At 45.6% G+C, this 23743-nt stretch carries 22 protein-coding genes; 16 read left to right on the top strand and 6 right to left on the bottom strand.

Annotated elements, in window-relative coordinates:
* Positions 1-101: 101 nt before the first annotated feature.
* From ACFI6L_RS05885 to rsmI, 3 genes are all read right to left on the bottom strand, one after another.
* Positions 102-857: a glycosyltransferase family 2 protein gene (locus tag ACFI6L_RS05885; protein WP_458733774.1), complete on the bottom strand. Its 756-nt coding sequence runs from the start codon at positions 855-857 to the stop codon at positions 102-104.
* 83 nt (positions 858-940) lie between these two features.
* A complete protein-coding gene (locus ACFI6L_RS05880; protein ID WP_342290206.1) occupies positions 941-1204 on the bottom strand; it encodes a hypothetical protein in 264 nt (87 codons plus the stop codon).
* A 98-nt stretch (positions 1205-1302) separates the two neighbouring features.
* On the bottom strand, positions 1303-2139 hold the full coding sequence (gene rsmI, locus ACFI6L_RS05875; RefSeq protein WP_342290205.1) for a 16S rRNA (cytidine(1402)-2'-O)-methyltransferase: 837 nt from the start codon (positions 2137-2139) through the stop codon (positions 1303-1305).
* 141 nt (positions 2140-2280) lie between these two features.
* Here rsmI and ACFI6L_RS05870 point away from each other — a divergent pair, with 141 nt between their 5' ends.
* From ACFI6L_RS05870 to ACFI6L_RS05825, 10 genes are all read left to right on the top strand, one after another.
* The gene (locus tag ACFI6L_RS05870) at positions 2281-4281 is read left to right on the top strand and encodes a penicillin-binding protein activator (RefSeq protein WP_462573588.1); all 2001 of its coding nucleotides are present in this window, start codon (positions 2281-2283) and stop codon (positions 4279-4281) included.
* Positions 4282-4285: 4 nt separating this feature from the next.
* A complete protein-coding gene (locus tag ACFI6L_RS05865; protein WP_069944823.1) occupies positions 4286-4627 on the top strand; it encodes a YraN family protein in 342 nt (113 codons plus the stop codon).
* A gap of 181 nt (positions 4628-4808) precedes the next feature.
* Positions 4809-5897 carry a glycosyltransferase family 4 protein gene (locus ACFI6L_RS05860; protein WP_014977256.1) on the top strand — a complete coding sequence of 363 codons (1089 nt, stop codon included), beginning with the start codon at positions 4809-4811 and terminating at the stop codon, positions 5895-5897.
* Positions 5898-6075: 178 nt separating this feature from the next.
* Entirely contained in the window at positions 6076-6672 is a 597-nt protein-coding gene (locus ACFI6L_RS05855) for a phosphoheptose isomerase (RefSeq protein WP_014950522.1), read from the top strand.
* A gap of 289 nt (positions 6673-6961) precedes the next feature.
* Positions 6962-7537 (top strand): BON domain-containing protein, encoded by a 576-nt coding sequence (locus ACFI6L_RS05850; RefSeq protein ID WP_014950523.1) that lies wholly within the window; start codon positions 6962-6964, stop codon positions 7535-7537.
* 19 nt (positions 7538-7556) lie between these two features.
* A complete protein-coding gene (locus ACFI6L_RS05845; protein WP_331284381.1) occupies positions 7557-8939 on the top strand; it encodes an MFS transporter in 1383 nt (460 codons plus the stop codon).
* A gap of 125 nt (positions 8940-9064) precedes the next feature.
* The gene (locus ACFI6L_RS05840; RefSeq protein WP_075176855.1) at positions 9065-9661 is read left to right on the top strand and encodes a DUF7010 family protein; all 597 of its coding nucleotides are present in this window, start codon (positions 9065-9067) and stop codon (positions 9659-9661) included.
* 28 nt (positions 9662-9689) lie between these two features.
* The gene (locus tag ACFI6L_RS05835; RefSeq protein WP_014950526.1) at positions 9690-10019 is read left to right on the top strand and encodes a DMT family transporter; all 330 of its coding nucleotides are present in this window, start codon (positions 9690-9692) and stop codon (positions 10017-10019) included.
* A gap of 16 nt (positions 10020-10035) precedes the next feature.
* Positions 10036-11226, top strand: coding sequence for a sensor histidine kinase (locus ACFI6L_RS05830; protein ID WP_462573587.1), 1191 nt, complete (start codon positions 10036-10038; stop codon positions 11224-11226).
* The gene (locus ACFI6L_RS05825) at positions 11223-11843 is read left to right on the top strand and encodes a response regulator transcription factor (protein WP_462573586.1); all 621 of its coding nucleotides are present in this window, start codon (positions 11223-11225) and stop codon (positions 11841-11843) included. Before ACFI6L_RS05830 ends, ACFI6L_RS05825 begins: the two co-directional genes overlap by 4 nt.
* A 7-nt stretch (positions 11844-11850) precedes the next feature.
* On the opposite strand, the gene ACFI6L_RS05820 is transcribed toward ACFI6L_RS05825, so the two are convergent.
* The 3 genes from ACFI6L_RS05820 to ACFI6L_RS05810 form a co-directional block, all read right to left on the bottom strand.
* Positions 11851-12183 carry a hypothetical protein gene (locus tag ACFI6L_RS05820; protein WP_462573585.1) on the bottom strand — a complete coding sequence of 111 codons (333 nt, stop codon included), beginning with the start codon at positions 12181-12183 and terminating at the stop codon, positions 11851-11853.
* A 51-nt stretch (positions 12184-12234) separates the two neighbouring features.
* Positions 12235-12507: a hypothetical protein gene (locus ACFI6L_RS05815; protein WP_462573584.1), complete on the bottom strand. Its 273-nt coding sequence runs from the start codon at positions 12505-12507 to the stop codon at positions 12235-12237.
* Positions 12508-12633: 126 nt separating this feature from the next.
* A complete protein-coding gene (locus ACFI6L_RS05810; protein ID WP_462573583.1) occupies positions 12634-14898 on the bottom strand; it encodes a TonB-dependent receptor in 2265 nt (754 codons plus the stop codon).
* A 797-nt stretch (positions 14899-15695) separates the two neighbouring features.
* On the opposite strand from ACFI6L_RS05810, the gene ACFI6L_RS05805 reads away from it, so the two are divergent.
* The 6 genes from ACFI6L_RS05805 to ACFI6L_RS05780 all read left to right on the top strand — a co-directional run bounded on the left by ACFI6L_RS05805 (position 15696) and on the right by ACFI6L_RS05780 (position 23735).
* Entirely contained in the window at positions 15696-16358 is a 663-nt protein-coding gene (locus ACFI6L_RS05805; protein ID WP_014977261.1) for a GntR family transcriptional regulator, read from the top strand.
* Positions 16359-16423: 65 nt separating this feature from the next.
* Positions 16424-17299: a methylisocitrate lyase gene (prpB, locus tag ACFI6L_RS05800; RefSeq protein ID WP_014950533.1), complete on the top strand. Its 876-nt coding sequence runs from the start codon at positions 16424-16426 to the stop codon at positions 17297-17299.
* Positions 17300-17429: 130 nt separating this feature from the next.
* Positions 17430-18554 (top strand): bifunctional 2-methylcitrate synthase/citrate synthase, encoded by a 1125-nt coding sequence (gene prpC, locus ACFI6L_RS05795; protein ID WP_202942013.1) that lies wholly within the window; start codon positions 17430-17432, stop codon positions 18552-18554.
* A gap of 18 nt (positions 18555-18572) precedes the next feature.
* Complete coding sequence (gene acnD, locus ACFI6L_RS05790) at positions 18573-21164, top strand: Fe/S-dependent 2-methylisocitrate dehydratase AcnD (RefSeq protein ID WP_462573582.1); 2592 nt, start codon at positions 18573-18575, stop codon at positions 21162-21164.
* Between the two features lie 11 nt (positions 21165-21175).
* Complete coding sequence (gene prpF, locus ACFI6L_RS05785) at positions 21176-22357, top strand: 2-methylaconitate cis-trans isomerase PrpF (RefSeq protein WP_462573581.1); 1182 nt, start codon at positions 21176-21178, stop codon at positions 22355-22357.
* 121 nt (positions 22358-22478) lie between these two features.
* Complete coding sequence (locus ACFI6L_RS05780; protein WP_371342334.1) at positions 22479-23735, top strand: response regulator; 1257 nt, start codon at positions 22479-22481, stop codon at positions 23733-23735.
* Positions 23736-23743: the final 8 nt, after the last annotated feature.

The raw sequence follows: 23743 nt of genomic DNA, 5'->3' as shown, positions 1-23743 counted from the left end.
TTGAGACGAAAAATCAGTTAGCTATTCTCTATAAAAAAAGCCCGTGACATTGACGTCACGGGCTTTTTGTTTAGGTTCGTAAATGCAAATTATGAGTTCGATTATGTCTGTTCTAGCGCCCAAAGGCCTGCGTACTTATTAAACTGATATTGTGCGAACAAAACAGCGAACAGGAATCCTCTACTTCCATCCAAGAGCCCTAAGCGGAAAATATAGATTTGGATAAAGGTTAGCATTGACCTTAATAATGCCAACGCAAGCCCATGGCTCTTTTTACCTGCCTTAAATTTTTTAGTCGCCATTAGGCATGTGTAATCGCGATTTTTATGTAGCAAGTGTTCAAAATCACGCACTGAGTAATGTTTTAGATAGCCACCTTTCAAACAAATTGCCTCACCTTGATGTACCACTTTTTCATGGACAATATCTTTGGTGAAATGTGACGCTTCTCTTTTAAAAAGCCTTGTAGGTGCCCTGCCAGTCCTTCCAAATCTGGTAACTTTTCCAAGGAAAATATTGCGCCAACGTAATTTGTAAGCGTTATGAGTGGGCTCGGACTTGAGTAGTTTTGAGATAGTGGACGCTAGCTGCTCGTCCACTTCTTCATCTGCGTCGAGCGATAAAACCCAATCGCACGTTGCTTTATCCAGAGCACGTTGCTTTTGAACACCAAAGCCCTGCCAATCTGTAACAAACACTTTGTCTGTAAATTGGTGAACAATTTCAACCGTTTTATCTGTGCTACCACTATCAAGAACAACAATCTCATCTGCTATTTTTTCGATAGACTTCAAACAACGGGCTATGCGGTCTTCTTCGTTTTTGGTAATAACAATAACAGAAAGGGTTTGGCGCATACTTCAATCCTAAAGAGAGCTTCTAAAACAGGCGAGTATACAATAAAAGCGTGCAGAATAATCGCTAAACACTGTTCTAGAGACTATACAACTCCACTTCCCGACGCCGCCTCAGATTTGTCTAGCTCACCTTCAGCCAGCACTTCGTCATCTAACTCAATTTTAAATGACGTTCCTGCTTTTCCATGCAGGCTATAACGAAAGCCGTACATTTCGCCTTCATTTAGAGAAACTTCCGCAAAGGTATTAGGGTGGATTAAATCGTACACACCTGAGTCGTTAGCTTGAGAGAATATATCAACTAACCATTTTCCTTCTGACATGGTGATTTTGAGTGTTCTTGTCATATGAGCCTCCATAAACCTCAGTCCTTTTTGAACTGAGCAGTTGACGTGAATTACACTCCTTTGTATTTATTCCAAGGCCCTTAAGATCAACAACATGTCTACGCTTTTGCGTCTAGCCCAGCTTGATAAAGCGCATTCTTTTTCAAGTCATAGTGAGTGGCGACCACCGCAGCGGCCTTTTTAAGCGGCATGTGCTCACACAATACACTTAGCAACGACATTGCCTCACCGGGTATCTCCTGGTCACTTACCTTCGCAGGGCCAATCATGACCACGAATTCGCCTTTCTGGTGCGCAACATCCGCATTGAGATAATCAATTACATCTTGCGCGCTGCCACTCACGTAGGTTTCGAAGGTTTTGGATAACTCTTTCGCTACCACAATCTGGCGATCGCCTAGAACGCGCTGTATATCAGTAACGGTGTCTAAAATTCGACGTGGCGCTTCATAGTAAACAGTGGTGAACGTTCTATCTATTAGCGCTGACAACACGCTTTCACGTGCCTGCACTTTAACCGGTAGAAATCCTTCAAATATAAACTTGTCTGTTGGCAGTCCCGAAGCACTTAATGCTGTAATTGCAGCACATGGGCCCGGCAGAGCGCTAACCGGAATACCTTGCTCACGGCACTTGCGTACCAAAACAAAGCCCGGGTCGCTGATTAACGGTGTTCCAGCATCACTTATTAATGCTACCGACTCGCCGCCCTTTAAACGCTCACAAAGCATTGCTGTGCGCTTATCTTCGTTATGCTCGTGCAGAGAAAGAGTTTTCGTTCCAATGCTAAAGTGCTGTAAGAGTCGAGCGCTGTGACGGGTGTCCTCGGCAGCGATCCAGCTTACTTCACTTAATACGCGTATTGCTCTGGCACTTATGTCGTCTAAATTACCGATAGGTGTTGGAACAATATATAAGGTGGCGGTGTCTGTCATAACAGTGATTAAGTCTTACGTTAATTTTGAAGAATATGCGATAAGTGTATCACGCCATTAGTCCAGATTATGCTGGCAAGCGTAGATTTTCACACTGGTTAAGATAAACTTGGCCTATAACGATGTAAAAGGAATGAAACTGTGCGTCATATTGGACAAGCTGGAAAAATCTTTACGCTATCAGCCGTCGCTTCTGTATTGGTGCTAACGGGCTGTGGAAGTACACCTAAAACCCAGTCAAAGCCTGTGGTAGTGGAACCTACCCCAATTGAAACCACACAGGTTGAAGATAACGTCACACCTGAGCACAAACTCCTTGAAGCAAAAAAAGTATGGGAGCGCACCCGCAACAAAGAACAGCGCGATACGCTGTTGCTGCAAGCGGCTGACCTGTACCTTCAAAATCAACAGCCCGTTTTGGCTCAGCAAGTGCTATATGAGGTAAAAGAAGACGGTATTTCAGGTGTAAATCAATCTTATTACTCCCTTCTGGTAACCAAAGCCTATGCGGGAATGCCTGATGCCTCGGCAGAAGAATTGCTGGCTATGTTGGATGGCGTAACCGGTACAGGCGAAACCGCATTCCAAAAAGCGGAGCTTCAAACCCAGCTCTTCACGCAGCAAGGCAACCTGGCTGCGGCAGCGAATAGCGTATTAAAGACCAATCTTACTGACGATGAAAAAGTGCAACAAGTTTGGCAGTGGATTACCTCCATTCCTGCATCGTCACTAGATTCAGTAGGCAGTGCTTATCCCGACCTTTCTCCTTTCATTACTCTTCGCGAACTAACCGAAGAAAACGCGTCGTCACCGGAAAAATTAGTCAAAAGCCTGCAGCAATTCAAGCAGGTTTATCGCGGTCATGTATTAGAAAACGCTTTGCCTGAAAACGTGATTGAAGCAACCCAGCTTACCGATGCTGGCGCCAACGATATTGCGGTTTTACTACCACTTTCTGGCAGATTAGCTCGCACAGGACAAGTCGTTAAAAATGGCATCATGGCGGCTTATTACACCGATGTTGAAAAGCGCCAAGATGAACACCTTCTACCTCGTCTTCGTTTTATCGACACCAACGAAGTAGATACACAGCATTTACTCAGCGAAATTGGCGATACCAAGTTCATCATTGGCCCTCTTTTAAAAGACACTGTTGAGCGTTTAATTCCCAGTTTGCCGCTTGGTGTGAACGTACTTGCATTAAACAGGCCTGACGAATTGCCAGACAATGCGTCTGCTAAAGGGTTGGCAACAGGATCATCTAATCCGGCGATAGCCGATGATGCTCTTGCCTCTGGTACAGGTCTCGCAGGTGATGACACACAAAATGAACTCCACTCATTAGGCTTGCCTACCTCGCTGAATTATTACGGGCTAGCACCAGAAGATGAAGCAAAGCAGCTTGCTGAATTTATCTTTAATAAAGGATATCGTGCGCCTATCGTTATTGCCGCACAAAGCAGTCTGTACCAGCGAATGGACGACACCTTTAAAAAGCACTGGCGAATGCTCAACAATCAGGAAAACAAGCAGCGAGCCAACATAACGTCGGTATCGTTTAACGACAGTAATTCACTTCGAGAGGGAATTACACAGGCGCTAGATGTGGCGCAAAGCAACGAGCGTATCAATCAAATTGAGTACATGACAAATGATGAAGTGTACAACATGCCTCGCAGTAGGCGTGATATTGATGCCATTGTTGCATTTGCCTCACCTCAAGACACAGAACTGCTTAACCCCATTATCGAAGCGAGCTTAAACCCATACGATGGCAAACAAGTCCCCGTGTATGCCACCTCTCGTTCAATGGATTACGACAGCGGGAAAAACCAATGGCGTGACCTGCAGAATGTGCACTTTATCGACATGCCTTGGTTAATGCCTTCACATAGTTGGCAACCTCTTCAGCAGGAGGTTGAACAGGCTTGGCAAAATCAAAATACTATGCAAAAACGTTTATTTGCCTTCGGTTTTGATGCCTATCAGTTGTTGCCTCAGCTAGGCATGCTTAACACGCTGAAATATCTTTCACACGAAGGGTTAACGGGTACACTTTCCCTTAATCAACAAGGTGAAGTAATACGCAAACAGCCTCAGGCAATTATTCGTAACGAAAAAGTTCAAATGCTTTCGGAGTAAAATTATGTCAACACTGCAAGGGAGTGCAGCAGAAGACAAGGCCTGTAAATATCTGATGGAACAAGGCCTTATTCTTCGATGTCGAAATTACCACACTCGGCGTGGCGAGCTCGACATTGTAATGCAAGACGGCAGCACCATAGTGTGCGTTGAAGTTAAATACCGAAGACGAAATCAGTTTGGCAGTGCTTTAGAGTTTGTGACTGCCAAAAAGCTCCAGCGAATTCAGGCTGCGTTTGATTTCTATTTGTTAGATAATGGCTTAAATCCAGCGTCTACTTCTCTGCGAATAGACGTTGTAGCCATAGACGGAGACAACCTTCAGTGGTTGAAGAACGTGGGCTAAAGACTGACAATATCCAGCTTTTAAACTGATGTCCCCCAAAGAGGACTAGAAGCGTACGCCAACGATGGGCGTGGCCGATATTGATGAAAATGTCTTTATGTCAGACGTATTCCGTTTATTTTATCTTATGATTTGCAACCCTTCATCGGTTTGATGAAAGTTTCTTAGGTTCCCACAAATAATGAGTCATCCCAACAACAAGGTTTCGTCCAGCAGCGTTGATAACCAAGAAATAGAGCTAATAGTCGGCAACTCCAGCTCTAATTTTTCTGGCGTAACGTCTACGATGCTGCAAGTAACATCGCTACAGAAGCATATGATTAATTTGCGGATAATGGGCAAGCATTTTGTTCCAGACCCATCAATGACTATTACTTTTTGGGAGGTCGCAAAAATGTGTCGACGCCCGCTTAGTAATGGTAAGTGGCGAATTTTTCATGCACGTCGCGTTGACGAGATGATTCAGGGTGTGATCCTCAAATACGTGTTTCGCGCCAAAATAAAGCTTGTATTTAGCTCTGCCGCTCAGCGAAAGCGTTCGGCTTCTACGGTGTGGTTAAGCAACAAAATGGATGCGGTTATTGCAATGAGTAATCGCTCTGCAAAATATTTAAATAAGCCCCCCGCCAAGATAAATCTCCACGGTGTGCAAATAGACAACTACACGCCAGCAGAAAACAAGCAAGAAGCTTGGCAAGCATTAGGCTACGGCGGCAAGTACGGCATTGGTATTCTGGGCAGAGTTAGAGAGCAAAAAGGCGTTCATCTATTTGTTGAAGCGTGCATCAAAGTATTGCCCAAATACCCTGACGTGAACGCAGTAGTTGTAGGTGCCATATCCTCGAGTAACCAAGAATTTGTAAACGAGCTTAAAGAAAAAATTTCTAAAGCCGGGTTAACTGACCGAATTGTTTTCACCGGTGAATTGCCGTTTGAGCAAATTCCTAGAATCTTCAGTGCACTGTCATTAGTAAGTGCTCTTAGCTATAACGAAGGATTTGGATTAACTGTACCTGAAGCCATGAGTGCTGGGGCTGCGGTATTAGCTACTCAGGCGGGCGCATGGGAAGACATCATTAGGCCAGGCGTTGATGGGTATATTGTTCCTACCAAAGACCAGCAAGCTGTCACAGAAAAGATGGATTTGCTGCTTTCAGATATGGACAAACTCGCAGAAATGGGCAAAGCCGGACGCGAACACGTTGTGAAAAATTTTAAGGTTGAAGATGAAGCTAGAAACCTGGTTGAGTTTTTTCGCACGCTTCAATAGTAAATGCGAGTTGATTATCGCGAGCGATAAACGTTAGGCCGTTTTTCTCTCGCGCTGAGGCCACAGTTTAAACGTCTGACTTTCAGATACTGGCCATTACAAAAATCAAGGCGCTGTAATGCAGCGCAAAAAATTTCACTAAATGGTCTGCCGTGTGGTGAAAAAAAAGAGATGACACATGATTGAACAGATAAAAGCGAATTTTACCGAGAGCATACAAACCAAAATAGCGGCATCGGAAATATTGCCAGAGCATATTGAGAAAGCGGCGTACATGATCGTTGAAGCCTTAATTAGAGGTAATAAAGTACTGAGCTGTGGTAATGGCGGGTCTGCAGGTGATGCGCAACATTTTGCTTCCAACATGCTCAATCGCTACGAGCGCGACCGTCCCAGCTTACCGGCAATCGCATTAAGCACAGACACCTCAACCCTGACGTCTATTGCGAATGACTATAACTTCGAAGAAATATTTGCGAAGCAAGTACGGGCGCTCGGCCAACCCGGAGATATACTGTTGGCTATTTCAACCAGCGGTAACTCTCGTAACGTCATAGCAGCGATGGAAGCGGCATTATCTCGCGATATGACCATTGTCGCGCTTACTGGCAAAGACGGCGGTGAAATGGCGGGCTTCTTAAGTGAACATGATGTTGAAATTCGCGTGCCGTCAAACCGCACTTCGCGTATTCAAGAAGTTCATTTACTGGTAATTCACAATTTATGTGAATGCATTGACGACAGCTTATTCCCTGCCGATCACGGCGACGAGTAGTAATACCAGTCCGCATAGATAATTACCCACTCAGCGAGAGTTAAAATGTTCGTAATCGCGGCGTGTTACCGTAGGTATAGTGGTTCTACATCAAGGTGACACAACAAAGAGTACGAACATTTTAAACTCGCCCTTCGGGAAGGTCTGGCAAGCTTCCTAGCTTCATTCTGGGAATTTGAAAGGGAACAGCCATTCCTGCATTCCCACGCTTTGCTATGAAGCTTGCCAGCGCCTTCTGAGTGGGCAATGATCTATGCGGATTGGTATAAAACAGATAACGAGGACACAAGTGAAAAATTTGGGACTACTGGGTTCTTTATTAGCCCTAATTCTTACATTGCAAGGGTGTGTAGTGGCCGTTGGAGCTGCAGGCGCTATGGCTGCGAAAGTGGCTAATGACAGACGTACTGTGGGCACGCAGCTTGATGACCAAAATGCCGATGCTGCGGTGTCGTATCAATGGTCGAAAAGCGATGCGCTTAAAGAGCAGGCTAACCTTCAAGTGGATGTTTATAACGGTGTAGCGTTGCTAACCGGGCAAGCGCCAAACCAAGGCTTAGTTGACGAAGCTGTGCGCCGCGCCCAAGAAGTAAGCTATATCAAAAAAATTCACAACCAAATTAGAATTGGCGAGGCGATAGGTGCAGGCACACAAGCCAACGACCTGTGGTTAGCGTCAAAAGTGCGTACTAAAATTGTGGCAGACGAACGAGTGCCTGCTCTACAAGTTAAGGTAGTGGTTCAAGATTCAGAAGTATTCCTGATGGGTCGGTTAACCAATTTAGAAGCCACAGCCGCTGTAGATATTGCTCGTAATATTACGGGTGTCGCGCGCGTAGTTAGAGCCTTTGAAATTGTTCAATAGAGAGTTCGCCACTGCCCTTTTGGTTGCAGGGGCACTCTTTATGGAAATTTTAGACGCCACGGTTATCACCACGGCGTTACCTGTCATTGCTGCCGACTTCAATGTGCCGGCAGCCCACTTATCTATTGGTGTATCGGCATACTTGGTAGCCGTAACACTCTTTATTCCATTAAGTGGTTACGCAGCCGATAAATTTGGCGCACGCACTATATTTGTAGCAGCGATTGCCGTATTCACTTTTGCCTCGGTCCTTTGTGGCCTGAGTACTAGCTTATTCGAATTTACCTTATCTCGCATTCTTCAAGGTTTAGGCGGGGCAATGATGGTTCCCGTGGGAAGATTAGTGGTTCTGCGGGACTTGCCAAAGGAAAAGCTGGTAAAAACCGTGGCCATTATAACCTGGCCTGCGTTAAGCGCACCGCTACTAGGCCCTGTGCTAGGCGGTTACATCGCCACTCATTTCAGTTGGCAGTGGATTTTTTATATGAATATTCCACTGGGCATAATCGCTATCATCGCGTCACTGTATCTCCTTAAAAACATTAAAGGCAATGTAGGTAAATTCGATATTAAAGGCTTTTTGCTCACCGGTATCGGCTTTGCGCTGTTTATGGCGGGGATCGAGTTTTTAGCGAGTACCAGCGACAAGCTTATTCGACCACTTGGCATCATCGCTATTGGCTTAGTACTCATGGTATTGGCAGTCAAACACGTAAAAACGGCCAAGAACCCACTATTTTCTTTCGATGCGATGCAACACAAAACCTTCCGGCTTACTGTGTTTGGCGGCTCTGTTATGCGTGTCGCACTTGGCAGTGCACCGTTTCTTGTGCCACTCATGCTCCAGCTTGGATTAGGTTACTCACCTGTAGAAGCCGGCTCACTGTTGCTGTGGCTGTTTGCTGGAAACTTAGCGATAAAGCCAGCGACAACGTGGATCATGAATACCTTCGGCTTCAAACGCGTGCTTGTAGTAAACGGCGTGCTCATCGCCCTTGGTTTTGTGGCGCTCGCGATGATAAATCACTCCACATCGTCATTTACTATTGCCGTTATTTTATTTGTTAACGGTATTACTCGCTCAATGCACTTAACGTTAATAAACACCATTGCTTTTGCCGACGTCCCCCCCAATAAAATGCGAGACGCAAACACGCTAGGCGCCATTTTAATGCAAATGAACCGCGGTCTTGGCATTACCCTTTCTGCGCTTGCTATCGCTGCTGCAGCATTCATTCTTGGACAAAGCGCCAATATGCCAAACCTACAAACGTTTACGCTATCTATGATGTTTATGGCTGCAGTAGCACTTGTCAGCATTTACGATAGCTTAATGCTGTCTAAGGAAGATGGTGATTCAGTTTTAAACAAACGAAAAGCGAAAAAAGCACGACAGACTTAGTTAATAGGCTTCATTAAGTGAACTGATGACAATTGTCATACGCGATTGGTGACGTTTGTGACTAACGCAATCTGAGGTACCTCGGCATACTTTACCTATAGACATTACTACATCAGGTAAAGCTTATGGAACAAGTATCTCACGCTTCATCAATAACTCCCGTTCAAAATGCTTCCATCCCATTGGAACAGCAGCGGGAAGATTTTAAAAAGAACCGATTCATTGCCATGCCGCTGGCAGGCACTGTTGTTTGGGCTCTACTTGGTATCAGCGCTCCCTTTGTATCTGAATTAACCATAACCTGGTTGCTGTATATCGGCACAGGTGCCATCTTCTACCTCGGTGCAGGTCTTTCCTACCTCACCGGTGAGCGATTTTTTGCCAAGAAGGCGGCAAAGAATAGTTTTGATCGTCTTTTCTTCGTTGGCATGATCATGAGCCTAATGGTATTTGCCATTGCGCTTCCCGTTGCAGCCATCGACCACACCACCGTTCCATTGAGTATTGGCATTCTCGCAGGCCTGATGTGGATGCCTTTATCATGGGCTATCGAACACTGGATAGGCTACTTTCACACGCTAACCAGAACCTTCGGCATTGTCGCCGCCTGGTACTTGTTTCCCGATGCACGGGTAGAGGCAATATCGGCTGTGATTGTCGCTGTCTACATTGTGTCATTAATTACCCTTGAACGTCGTTTTCAATCAATCAAATCTAACTAATTTCACTTTAATTAAGAAGGAATGCACTATGACTTATTTACTTTTGGCAGTTGCAGTTATCACCGAAGTTACCGCTACCATGCTGCTTAAAATGTCGAACGGATGGGAGAAGTGGGCTTTTGGGTACGGCGCTATCTTTTTCTACGCGATATCTGGAATGCTGTTTGCCATGGTCTTAAAGAATATGGGAATTGGGGTCGCCTACGCCATTTGGTCGGGCATGGGAATCGCACTTATCACCGCTGCTTCGGTGGTATTTTGGAAACAAACTTTCGACATTTATGCCGTGCTGGGTATTATGTTGATTATCTCTGGTACGCTGCTAATTACTAGCAAGTCTGCCGTTGTATTTCAGTAGGGACGAAGTACTCACAATGCTCAGCAATAAAAGCATACAAGATAGTAACAGCGCGGTGCCTGCCGTCAAAAACGAGAGCGCCGCGCCTGACATGCCCCTTTTGGCAAGTGGACGGAAAAAGCGCTGGTCTCACGGAAGCTTGTTTTTTTCACTGTTCTTTTTTGTTCCGCTTATTATTTCCCGTCCTCTTCCCATCGAAACATGGGTACTTCAAACCCTGGGATACCTTAGCTTTGTCATTCTTTACATTAAAGCCATAAACCAGCCTGTTAAAACACTGCCCACTTATTTGCTACTCATGTTTCTACTTTCTGTAGCTTGCAGCTTTCAAAACCCTGGTGGCGCAACCATTATCGGCTTTATTGCTTTTATCGTAGGTTATTACAATTCGCTCAAGACAGGCATAATGAGCATAGGCGTGATGATGCTGGTACTCGTGTCACTGCACATTACCGTATTTAATAACGCACATTTTCTTTTAAGTGCTTCGATGCTCAACAGCTTAGTGCTATTCGGGTTTGGTGTTATGGAGCGCAAAGAAACGCTCCATAGTCTGAAAGAGAGCCAGCAGGCCGAAGCACTACGAGTATTGTCTGCGATCGCTGAACGTGAGCGAATAGGCAGAGACTTACATGATGTTGCGGGTCACGCACTCAGCTCTATTTCGTTAAAGGCACAACTGGCCGATAAACTTATAAGCAAAGATAAGATTGAAGACGCGCATCGCGAGGTAAAAGCGCTGGCACAACTTTCTCAAGCGCTACTGAGTGATATTCGTCAAGCAGTGTCAGATATCAAGCAGCTTTCTCTTAGCGATGAAATAGCAAAAGACAAATCACTGTTAGAAGAAAACGGCTTTAATGTTACAACCAATATTGAAGGCGGCGCTGAAGCACGTTTAAGCGCTAAACAAGAAAGCCAGCTTGCGCTTATTATCAAAGAGCTGACAACCAATACCTTGCGCTATTCAAACGGTAACGCGGTATCCCTTGATCTTGAAGTTAATGAGCAAACCGTGAAAATGACCTATAAAGATCATGGCGTAGTTGAGAACACCGCATCAATTAAAGAAGGAAACGGATTAATGGGAATTAGAGAACGCGCGGCGTCTATTCATGCGGATGTGGACATTTCTTTCCTTCCCCACCCTATTGTCAGGGTTCAGCTTACTGCCGAGCAAGCTTTGTCACATAAGGCTTCCCTATGAACTCAAAAGCGCCAACTACCATTTTGATTGTTGAAGATCAGTCGCTGGTTCGCGATGCCATTGCCATGCTTCTGTCATTAGAAGACGACTTAACCATTGTTAAAAAGTGCAGTAATGGAAAGGAAGCCATTGATTATTTAAATGATAACCCTGCACCACACATTATTTTGAGCGATATTGAAATGCCGCTGGTTTCAGGGCTAGATCTAGCCGCCCACATTGCAAAGCAAAATCTCAATACCAAGGTGGTATTGATGACTACCTTTTCTAAACCAGGCTACATCAAGCGTGCATTAAGTTTAGGGGTTAAGGGTTTTATATTGAAAGAGTCTGACAGCGACTACCTGATAGATGCCATTCACAAAGTCTCTGCGGGAGAAAAGGTAATTTCGACTGAGCTCGCCATCATGGCTCTTGACGACAACAATCCACTGTCGCAAAAAGAAATGTCCGCACTAAAACTTGCTTCAGAAGGGCTTAAAACCCAAGGCATTGCTCAATCACTGTTTTTATCTGAAGGTACGGTAAGAAACTACCTCTCAGAGGCTATTTCAAAGCTCGATGCGACCAACCGCGTAGATGCTGCTCGCATAGCTAAACAAAAAGGTTGGCTCTAATAAAGGCTTAAAACCACGTCGTAGCAATTGCTGTAGACGTCGGTATTTTTAGCTTTTCAGACAAACCGGTAAGCACGCGTTCGGGACCGTATACGATACCTTGCTGTTTGGCGGTCCATACGCAGGTTAAAATACTCGTACCTTTGCGTAATTCACACTGCCACTTAGCATTCGTTTCAGCGAGCCGTTCATAGTCATCTTCTATTTCCCAACCTCCGTCTACATGGTCTACGATAAGTTGTTCAAATTGAGCGAACGGAATAGGTTGAATGATTACCCATTCGTTTTTCTTAAACTTTTTTTCTAACCGCGATTTTTTAAAACTGGTAAACAATCCCACGCTCCATCTCCGTATGATTGAAAGGCCCTACTTACTACAAAAGCACGTCTTCTATTTCGACACCGTTCCCATAATCTGCCCTGAAGGTGTTGGACAAGAACACGATGTTCCAACCATTTCACTATTTGACGTTGGGCACGCGCCATACTCACCGTTTCCGCTATAACGACATTGGTTACCAAATTCAGATTTAGCAACTGCAACCTTGCCGTTTTTCTTCGCGTTTATATCTTCATCGTCGGGTAAATACACCGTGTAGGTACACCCTGACAAAAGCATATTAACAACAAGAAAACCAATACCGTAAAGTGCTTTCACTTTCATAAATAGTTGCTGGGCATTTTTAGAACAGTTTTAAAACTATGCTAATAATGAAGATAAAACAAGAAAAAATAAGCAAAAAAAAGCCAGTCTTTAGACTGGCTTTATAATTGTAACTCGTTGTAGCTATTAGAATTCAGTTGAGAATCTAACACCAAACTCGCTTGCGTCGTTGCTTAGAATTTTCAGGATGTAGTCACCTGTATTCAAGCGTGCATTGTCGTAACGCTCATCAAAAATATTGCGACCGTAAAGTGCAACAGTATACGCATCATTCGCTGGCGTATAAGCGATGTCGAAGTTAACAAGCTCACGGCTATCAAGTTTAGTCATACGCTCAGGTGCTGAAGTAGGCTCACCATACATTTCTGCACGATATGAGTAATCTGCACGTACGCGAATTGAATCACCACCATCAAGCTCAAAGGTATACTGCGGACCAATTGCAAGGGTTAGGTCTGGAGTAAGTGGCGCTACAGGATTGAATCCATCTTGCTCTTCAACATCAACATCCATATAACCAACGCTGGTCATCATGCTGAAGTTGCCATAGGTAAACGTAGCATCAGCTTCAACACCACGAGATGTTTGCTCTACCACAAGGTTTGCGGTGTCGAAACCACCTTCGCTCACGCGACTTACTTGGTAAGGAAGATCTTCAAACTCAGTGTTAAATACTGCAACGCTAATGTCGAAGTAATCATTCACACGACCTTTAATACCTACTTCATAGTTAGTAGCAGTAATATTGTCAGACGCCGTAAAACAGTTATTTGCGCGAACCGCCGCTTGAGCGCCTTCGATATCATCAAAGCCACCTGCACCGAAGAACTCACCAATTAGGCAGTAAGGACGTGCTGGGAATTGACCCGACTGGTAGCCAGACTGAATTGTCGCATAGCCTGTCATGCCATTTTCAAATGTGTAGTTAGTGGCGAGTTCCCACGTCACTTCGTCCCAATCATTTGAATCATAGATAGTACCAAGTGCTGAAAATACGTTCGCTGATGCTTCTTTTTCATCTTTCGTGTAACGAAGGCCACCAGAAAGGCTAAGCTCATCAGTTAAGTCACGGCGAACGTTAACGTAAACCGCTTTTGAAGTGGTTTCTTGATCGAGTTCTAGCAGGTTAGCCCCACCGTCAAAACTAGAGTCGTCACCTTGACGGTTGCTACCTTCTTCGTTGAAGTAGTAAACACCAGCAACAAAGTCAGTGTATTCGTTGATATAGCCGTTAAGCTGAAGTTCGATTGATGTTTGATCGGCTTCACCACGCTCAGGGAACTGATCTAACGAGTAAATTGTACCGTCATCATCAAGACCTGCTTTGTACTTAGATGTACGCTGGCTTGCAACAACCTTTGCAGTGTAGTCTTCGTTAATGTCCCACTCAGTAGTGAGTGAAAGACCACGCGCTTCGTTCGACACGCCAGTTACTGCTTCAGTACCTGTTGCATTGTCGTAGATATCAGCGCCTTCAGGCGTCACATCTGTGTTACGTAACGGTACGCCAACACCATTCTGACCACCGAAGTAGCGATCTGAACCCACTTCATCAATTAGCACAGTGTAAGGACGCAGACCGCCGTCACCATTGTTAGCATCTGCAGTTAATACCATGCGGAAGTCATTTGATGGCTCCCACTTAAGAGAAACGCGGCCAGAAACATCTTCAGTCTCACCAACATCGTACTCGGCGTTAGGTACGTTGATGAACTCACCAAGACCATCGCGCTTGTTAAATGACAGGTTCATGTTAAACGCTACGGTTTCTGAAAGACCGTGGTTAACAAAAAGATCAGCTTTAACGCGACCACGTGTACCAAATTCAGTGTTGATTTTGGTTACATCACCTTGGTCTGGCTCTTTTGTGATGATGTTAATTGCACCACCAATCGAGTTACGACCATATAGCGTACCTTGAGGGCCACGAAGTACCTCGATACGCTCAATATTATTTAGGCTCCAGTTTTGACCAACCTGACGGCCCAGATAAACACCGTCTACATATACACTCACACCCGGATCGGTTGTGATTAGGTGATCTTGAAGACCAATACCGCGAATAAATGGGTTTACAGACGACGTGTGGCCGGCAGAGAAACCAGTAACATTTAGGTTTGGAACGAATTTACCAACGTCAGTCAGGTCAGTAATACCTTGGTCAGCTAACTTGTCGCCATCGAAGGCGCTAATAGCAATGGGAACTTCATAGATAACTTGAGGGCGTTTTGTTGCGGTAACGGTAATGGCTTCAAATTGTTGCTCTTCAGTTGCTTCTGCTTCTTGGGCAACGGCAATATTTGAAATTGCTGGAACGGTCATCGCTACTGCTAGTGCGACAGGTGAAAGCTTACTGGCGAGTGCCTTAGACACGTCAGTATTGGTTTTCATGGTATAACCCCTTTGCGTGAGTGTTAGGTGTAATAATATTTTTAGGCCGCTTCAAGTTCTTCTTTGGAACTTTGAAAGACTAAACTCACTAATTTAAGAGGCGCACATAACCTTGTGCTTATACTGGATTACAGGCAATAAAAAAGTAAGTCGTAATAAAACATTACAAACTTACTTTCAATGAAACTCTGCTTTAAAAGTAGAACTTACTTTTCCAGCCCTCTAAAATTCAGTACGAAGAATTTAGGCTTGAAGACTGGAACGATATGTTACCGTTAGATTACGATCTTGCAAAGTAAAATATTACACTTTTACTAAAATAAGACTTCAAAATTAGACTAATTGGTTAGGTTAAGCATCAAACAAAAAGTATGTATAAATTCTATAAAAACAATTAGATACCATAAAGATAATTTACTCTATCTCTTCACAACACCTAAGCGAATAAAGTAAAGAAGACCTAGACCAGATGGACAAACTTTAAACAAATCACCATTGGCTTGAATCATTCTTTAGCTCAGAACCTCTGTATGTAACTTTCGTTACCAAATTCCCTCTTCCGTCCGGGCAGTAGCAATCAATATGGTTGCGCAAGGTTCGCCTAATAGACGTAAGCTGACACATGGCTCTGTTTGCGTATCGCATTAAACCATTGCACAACTGTCAACACAGGCCGCTAAACAAGACTATCAGACTAATATCTTACTCTCGTTGTCGACAATCCAAACCTTTTAAGGTTGAAAAAACGCCAAAATGGGCATATATTGTCGACATTAGTCATTTTAAGATTCTATACAGTGTTAGTAAAAAGCGAACAAGCCATCACCAATGCCGACCGCACTTTCTTTCAATTAAGAAAGGATATTGTTGAGGGTATCATTCCAGCAGGCAGTAAGCTGAGTGAAATGGAATTGTCGACAAAGTATGAAGTCAGTCGCGCCGTTATTCGTGAAGCCATCAATCGTCTCGCTACCTGTCACTTGGTGGAACGTAAAGCTAACGTGGGTGCCCGTGTGGTTGCACTGTCCCCCGAAGGCCTTATTCAGCTATACCAAGTGCGCGAAGCATTAGAGGGTATGGCCGCCCGCTTGGCTGCACGCTACATGAGCGATGAAGAAATTGCCGACATGCAGGCGTTGCTTGATAGCCACTTCGATAAAGTAAAAGACGGTCAAAGCTATTATCAAGAAGCCGGCGATGTAGACTTTCACTACAGAATTGTAACCGGCAGTAAAAACGATCATCTCATCAGCGTACTTGTAGACGGGCTTTACCATCTTGTTCGTATGTATCGCGTACAGCTCGGTATGGCTGGCCCTCGCGTAAGTACCGCCTTTGATGAACACAGACACATCGTTAACGCTATTGCCAATCGCGACGAGGAACTGGCTGAAATGCTAATGCGTCGCCATATTCTTTATTCAAAAAATAATATTGAGAAGAAGCTTAATCATGGTTAACACCACTCAGTCTTCTTCATACCTAATTCACCTCTACCCTACTTTCAAATAAGCGAGTGATTATCATGAGTGCAGGAAAGAAATTCAGAACCGCATTAGAGAACAACAAACCGCTACAAATTGTCGGCACCATTAACGCCTATACTGCCATGATGGCAAAGGCTATTGGGCACCAAGCGATTTATCTTTCAGGTGGAGGCGTAGCGAATGCGTCTTACGGCCTACCGGACTTAGGCATGACGTCACTTAATGATGTGATTGCAGACGTTCAGCGCATTACCAGCGCGTGCGATCTTCCGCTAATGGTAGACATCGACACCGGTTGGGGCGGCGCATTTAACATTGCCAAAACTATTCGCGACATGGAAAAAGCAGGCGCGGCGGCAGTTCATATGGAAGACCAGGTTGCGCAAAAGCGCTGTGGTCACCGTCCTAACAAAGAAATTGTTAGCACAGAAGAAATGGTAGACCGTATAAAAGCTGCAGTTGACGCCAGAACTGACCCAGACTTTTTCATTATGGCGCGCACCGACGCGTTCGCACAAGAAGGTTTAGACAAAGCCATTGAACGTGCAAAAGCCTATGTTGCAGCAGGTGCTGACGGTATTTTTGCCGAAGCAGTGCAAACCGAAGAACATTACCGTGCATTTGCTGAAGCGCTAGACGTTCCGATCCTTGCCAATATCACTGAGTTCGGCAAAACCGAACTATGGAATAAAGAAGAGCTTGGTGAATGGGGTGCCGACATGGTGCTTTACCCACTAAGTGCATTCCGTGCGATGAATAAAGCAGCAGAAATGGTTTACAAATCTATACTTGAAAACGGCGACCAAAAAGCCGTTGTCGACAGCATGCAAACACGCATGGAACTGTACGATTATCTTGGCTACCACGAGTACGAGCAAAAACTAGATGCTCTATTCGCAGAAGGTAAGAACTAACACGAATACGAAACAGCAGGAAGCGAGTGAGGTGCGAGGCACCCCACTCGCCTGATGAGTTCAATATAGTTTTTATTTCTAAATTTTTAAAAAAGTACCTTACAAATTTTACAAGACCGGAGACAACAAGATGGCTAAACAGTTAAGTGGCGCGGGTTTACGCGGCCAAGTTGCAGGCAAAACAGCATTATCAACCGTAGGTAAATCAGGTTCTGGTTTAACGTATCGTGGCTACGACGTAAAAGACTTAGCGCAAAACTGTCAATTTGAAGAAGTAGCGTACCTTATTCTAAAGGGCAAGCTACCTAACCAGTCTGAGCTAGACGCTTATAAAACAAAACTTCGCAGCATGCGCGGCCTTCCTACCGCGCTTAAAGAAGTGCTAGAGCGCATACCAAAAAATGCTCACCCAATGGACGTACTTCGCACGGGTTGTTCAATGCTAGGTAACCTTGAAACGGAAACCAGCTTCGACCAGCAACAAGATGTTACGGATCGTATGTTAGCTTGCTTCCCAAGTATCATTTGTTACTGGTACCGCTTCTCGCACGACGGCGTGCGCGTAGACGTTGAAACCGATGACGACTCAATTGGAGGTCACTTCCTTCACATGCTTCACGGCGAAAAGCCGCGTGAACTTCACGAACAGGTCATGCATGTATCGTTAATTCTTTATGCTGAGCATGAATTTAACGCGTCTACCTTCACTGCACGTGTTTGCGCTTCAACCTTATCTGATATGCATTCTTGTGTAACGGGTGCTATCGGCTCACTTCGCGGCCCGCTTCACGGTGGTGCTAACGAAGCCGCCATGGAAATGATCGAGGGCTTTACCTCTGCTGATGACGCAGAAGAAAAAATGATGGGCATGCTTGAGCGTAAAGAGAAGATCATGGGCTTTGGTCACGCGATTTACTCTGAGTCAGACCCGCGTAATGAGATCATTAAGCAATGGTCTGAAAAACTGGCTGCCGATGTGGGCGACGACGTACTTTACCCTGTGTCTGTTCGCTGTGAAGAAGTGATGTGGCGCGAGAAGAAGCTTTTCTGTAACGCCGATTTCTTCCACGCCTCTGCGTATAACTTCATGGGTATTCCTACACCGCTATTTACGCCAATCTTCGTAATGTCTCGTCTAACTGGTTGGGCGGCACACGTTATGGAACAGCGCGCTGACAACCGTATTATTCGTCCGTCAGCAGAATATACCGGCGAAGAACTACGCCCAGTGCCAGCTATTAGCGAACGCGCTTAAGATTAAGGTTGGGGTTTTATGAATATTGATTACCGTAAACCGCTTCCTAACGCGGGTATCGATTTTTTCGATACCCGTGAAGCGGTAGATGCTATTGAGCCTGGCGCCTACGCCAAGCTGCCTTACACCTCACGTGTACTGGCTGAGAACTTGGTGCGTAAATGCGCCCCTGAAATGCTTACCGACTCACTTAAACAGCTGATTTATCGCAAGCGCGACTTGGACTTTCCGTGGTTTCCTGCTCGCGTAGTGTGTCATGACATTTTAGGTCAAACGGCACTGGTAGACTTAGCGGGGCTTCGCGATGCTATTGCCGAAAAAGGCGGCGATCCGGCGAAGGTTAACCCCGTAGTTCCAACACAGTTGATTGTGGATCACTCATTAGCTGTAGAGCATGCTGGTTTTGAGAAAGACGCGTTTGAAAAAAACCGTGCAATTGAAGACAGACGTAACGACGACCGTTTCCACTTTATCAACTGGACAAAAACGGCATTTAAGAACGTGGATGTTATCCCCCCGGGTAACGGCATTATGCACCAAATCAACTTGGAGCGTATGTCGCCGGTTATTCAAGCTCGCGACGGCGTTGCCTTCCCTGATACGCTAGTGGGTACAGACAGCCATACGCCGCATGTTGATGCTCTTGGCGTTATTGCCGTAGGTGTGGGCGGTCTTGAAGCGGAAAGCGTAATGTTGGGCCGCGCGTCTTACATGCGTTTGCCCGACATTGTAGGTGTTGAACTTACCGGCAAACCACAGCCAGGTATTACGGCTACCGACATTGTATTAGCGCTTACTGAATTCTTGCGTAAAGAGCGCGTAGTCTCTGCTTATCTTGAATTCTATGGTGAAGGTGCATCGCACCTGACGCTGGGCGACCGTGCTACTATTTCGAACATGACACCGGAATACGGCGCCACTGCAGCCATGTTTTACATTGACCAGCAAACCATCGATTACTTACGCCTAACAGGGCGTGAGGAAAAGCAAATTGCGCTAGTTGAGCAATATGCTAAGCACACAGGTTTATGGGCTGATGATTTAGAAACTGCCGAGTATGAGCGGGTGCTTACGTTCGACCTTTCTGCTGTTGGCCGCAACATGGCTGGCCCTTCTAACCCACACGCACGTTTACCTACCAGCGATTTAGAAAGTCGCGGTATAGCAGCGAAGTGGACCGAGGAGGAAGGCAAAATGCCTGATGGCGCGGTTATTATCGCGGCTATCACAAGTTGTACCAATACATCTAACCCACGCAATGTAATTGCTGCAGGTTTACTTGCTCGAAATGCCAACGCGCGCGGTTTAACCCGTAAGCCGTGGGTTAAGAGCTCACTAGCACCAGGCTCTAAGGCCGTTAAGCTGTATCTTGAAGAAGCTAACCTGATGAGCGAGCTGGAAGATTTAGGCTTTGGCGTGGTTGCCTTTGCGTGTACTACCTGTAACGGTATGAGCGGCGCGCTAGACCCCAAAATTCAGCAAGAGATCATCGACCGCGATCTTTACTCAACAGCAGTATTGTCGGGTAACCGTAACTTCGACGGCCGTATTCACCCTTACGCAAAGCAAGCATTCTTAGCATCGCCACCACTGGTTGTAGCTTACGCCATCGCCGGTACCGTGCGCTTTGATATTGAAAAAGACATATTGGGCACCGACAAAGAAGGCAACCCAGTAACGCTTAAAGATATTTGGCCAAGCGATGAAGAGATTGACGCTATTGTAGCGAAATCGGTGAAGCCAGAGCACTTCAGAAAAGTGTACGAGCCAATGTTCGATTTAAGCGTGGACTACGGCAAAGACATTAACCCGCTTTATGACTGGCGTGAAATGAGCACCTACATTCGTCGCCCGCCCTATTGGGAAGGCGCGATGGATGCTGAGCGCACCATGAAAGGTATGCGTCCACTGGCTATTTTGGGAGATAACATCACCACCGATCACTTGTCGCCTTCAAACGCTATTTTAGCCAGCAGCGCGGCAGGTGAATACCTCCACAAAATGGGCTTACCGGAAGAAGACTTTAACTCGTATGCCACACACCGTGGTGACCACTTAACCGCACAGCGCGCTACCCTTGCGAACCCGAAAGTGTTCAACGAGATGGTGCTGGAAAACGGTGAAGTGAAGCAAGGTTCACTGGCGCGCGTTGAGCCAGAAGGACAAGTTATGCGCATGTGGGAAGCCATTGAAACCTACATGAACCGAAGACAGCCACTGATCATTGTTGCAGGCGCCGACTACGGTCAGGGCTCGTCACGTGACTGGGCAGCCAAAGGCGTGCGCCTTGCGGGTGTTGAAGTGATTGTAGCTGAAGGTTTCGAACGTATTCACCGCACTAATCTAATTGGTATGGGCGTATTACCCCTTGAGTTTAAACCAGGCACAACACGTAAAACCCTTGAGCTAGATGGCACAGAAACGTACGACGTAAGCGGCGAACCGTCACCAGGGGCAACGCTTACGCTAGTAGTAAACCGCCAAAACGGTGAGCAGCTAGAAGTACCAGTAACCTGTCGCCTAGATACCGCAGAAGAAGTCTCTATTTACAGCGCAGGCGGGGTATTACAGCGCTTCGCCAAGGACTTCTTAGAAGCTGAAGCTAGCTGAGGGGAAAAAACATGACAAAGTATGCGCCACAACTTCGAGTACCGGCTACCTACATGCGTGGCGGTACCAGTAAGGGTGTGTTTTTCAATTTAACCGATTTGCCAGAAGCCGCGCTAAAGCCAGGTCCGGCGCGCGATGCCCTGCTTCTGCGCGTAATTGGCAGCCCCGATCCGTACGGTAAACAAACCGACGGTATGGGCGGTGCTACATCAAGTACCAGCAAAACTGTTATCTTAAGCAAAAGTGAACGTGAAGGTTACGATGTCGACTACCTATTTGGTCAAGTAGCCATAGACAAGCCATTCGTAGACTGGAGTGGAAACTGCGGAAACCTAACGGCAGCCGTAGGCGCATTTGCGATAACCAATGGGCTAGTGGATAGAAGTAAATTACCAGAAAACGGCATTGCCACCGTCAACATTTGGCAAGCCAATATCAACAAAGCCATTATCGCTAGGGTGCCAATGACTAACGGGGAAGTACAAGAAACGGGCGACTTTGAACTAGACGGTGTCACCTTCCCTGCCGCAGAAGTAGAAGTGGCCTTTGTTGACCCAGCTGACGGTGAAGGGGCAATCTTCCCGACAGGACGATTAGTCGACACACTTGAAGTTCCAGGCGTAGGCTCACTTCAGGCGACCATGATAAACGCGGGTATTCCTACTATTTTCATCAACGCAGAAGATATTGGCTACACAGGCACTGAACTGCAGGATGATATAAACAGCGACTCCGAGGCGCTGTCCAAGTTCGAAGCAATTCGTGCACACGGCGCGGTTCAGATGGGGCTCATCAATGATGTGGGTGAAGCTGCAAACAGGCAGCACACACCAAAAGTCGCGTTCGTTGCACCTCCAAGAGGTTACCAAGCTTCCAGTGGCAAAGATATTTTGGGTTCAGACATTGATGTATTGGTTCGCGCACTGTCTATGGGGAAACTTCATCATGCTATGATGGGCACGGCAGCAGTCGCGATCGCAGCGGCTGCGGCGATACCCGGCACTCTTGTAAATATCGCAGCTGGCGGCGACGAAAGAGACTCGGTTACTTTTGGGCATCCATCTGGAACGCTTAGAGTAGGAGCAAGAGCTACGTTTGAAGACGACAAGTGGCAAATTAAGCAAGCTGTAATGAGCAGAAGCGCACGTATTTTGATGGAAGGCTCCGTGCGTGTTCCCGCTGAACAAAGTTAGTACAACGCAATGTTACATAAGAATAAAATTATTTAGACATAAGTATAAAACGCCCTCTCTTTGAGGGCTTTTTTGTCTATAATTGGTTATTATCGAAGCCTAAGTGCCGAGAGTAGATCACATGTATAAAGTTCTTGTAGTAGAAGACAGTCTCACTGTCCGAAAGATTGTAAACAAACTTATTGAGGATAATCCTCACTTTACGTGTGATCTGTGCGAAGATCTTGCGGAAGCGAAAAGTGCCCTCGAGAGTGACACCGAATACTTGGCAGCCATCGTCGACTTAAACCTTCCCGACGCGCCCAACGGCGAGAGCGTTGAGCTTGCACTTTCCTACAACGTTCCAACCATCGTACTTACTGGAAATTTCGACGAATTTACCCGTGCTCAGTTACTCGATCAGGGCGTACTGGATTACATCACAAAAGAGTCTCGCTATTCATACCTTCAAGTGTCTAAACTTGTAGACCGTTTAAGAAAGAATCTCACTACCAAAGTGTTGGTGGTGGAAGATTCTAGAACGAGCCGAAATCACATTTGTTCATTACTTCGCAAATTCCAATTTCAGGTACATGAAGCGAACGATGGCTTAGAAGCGTTAGAAGAGCTTGATAATCACCGCGATATTAAAATGGTTATTGCCGATCACCGTATGCCCAATATGGACGGCTATGAACTAGTTAAAGCAATACGCCACGAAAAACGCATGCAAGACTTGGTATTTATCGGTTTATCGGCAAACGGCGACAGCGTGTTGACCTCTAAATTCATTAAAAGCGGCGCCAATGACTTCCTGTCCAAACCGTTTTATCACGAAGAATTCTACTGCAGAATTATGCAAAACCTTGAATCACAAGAAATGATTCAAACCATTAGAAATTCAGCAAACTTAGACCCGCTAACCAAGGTATACAATCGCCGTTTTCTCTACGAAAAAGCAGAGGAGTTATTTGCCAATAAAGCGTCGAGAAAGGATGTCATTGTGTCTATGATCGATGCTGACAACTTCAAAAGTGTAAACGATACCTACGGCCATAAAACGGGTGACATGTTATTGCAGGAATTTGCAGCATTGTTAAAAGATTACTTCCCCGACGATCTTATTGTGCGCTATGGGGGTGAAGAATTTACAGTGGTATCGGTAAGGCCACCTAAAGTGTATCTATCTGCGCTTTCAGCGTTTATGGATGCAGTGCGCTCTACTATTTTTACCAATCTCAAGTTCAATATCACGTGCAGTATCGGCGTATGTACCGAGGAACACAAGTGCTTGGAGTCGCAGTTAGAAGTGGCTGATGCGCGCTTATACGAAGCTAAGCACGCGGGCAAAGATCAGATTATTCTGAGAGACTCAGTCGCAAAAACAGTAGAGGCGTAAATCACTGA

It is taken from the genome of Alteromonas sp. G4i35, from assembly GCF_054960375.1.
The sequence above is the reverse complement of the archived record's forward strand: the minus strand, read 5'-3'. Positions and strand labels throughout refer to the sequence as shown.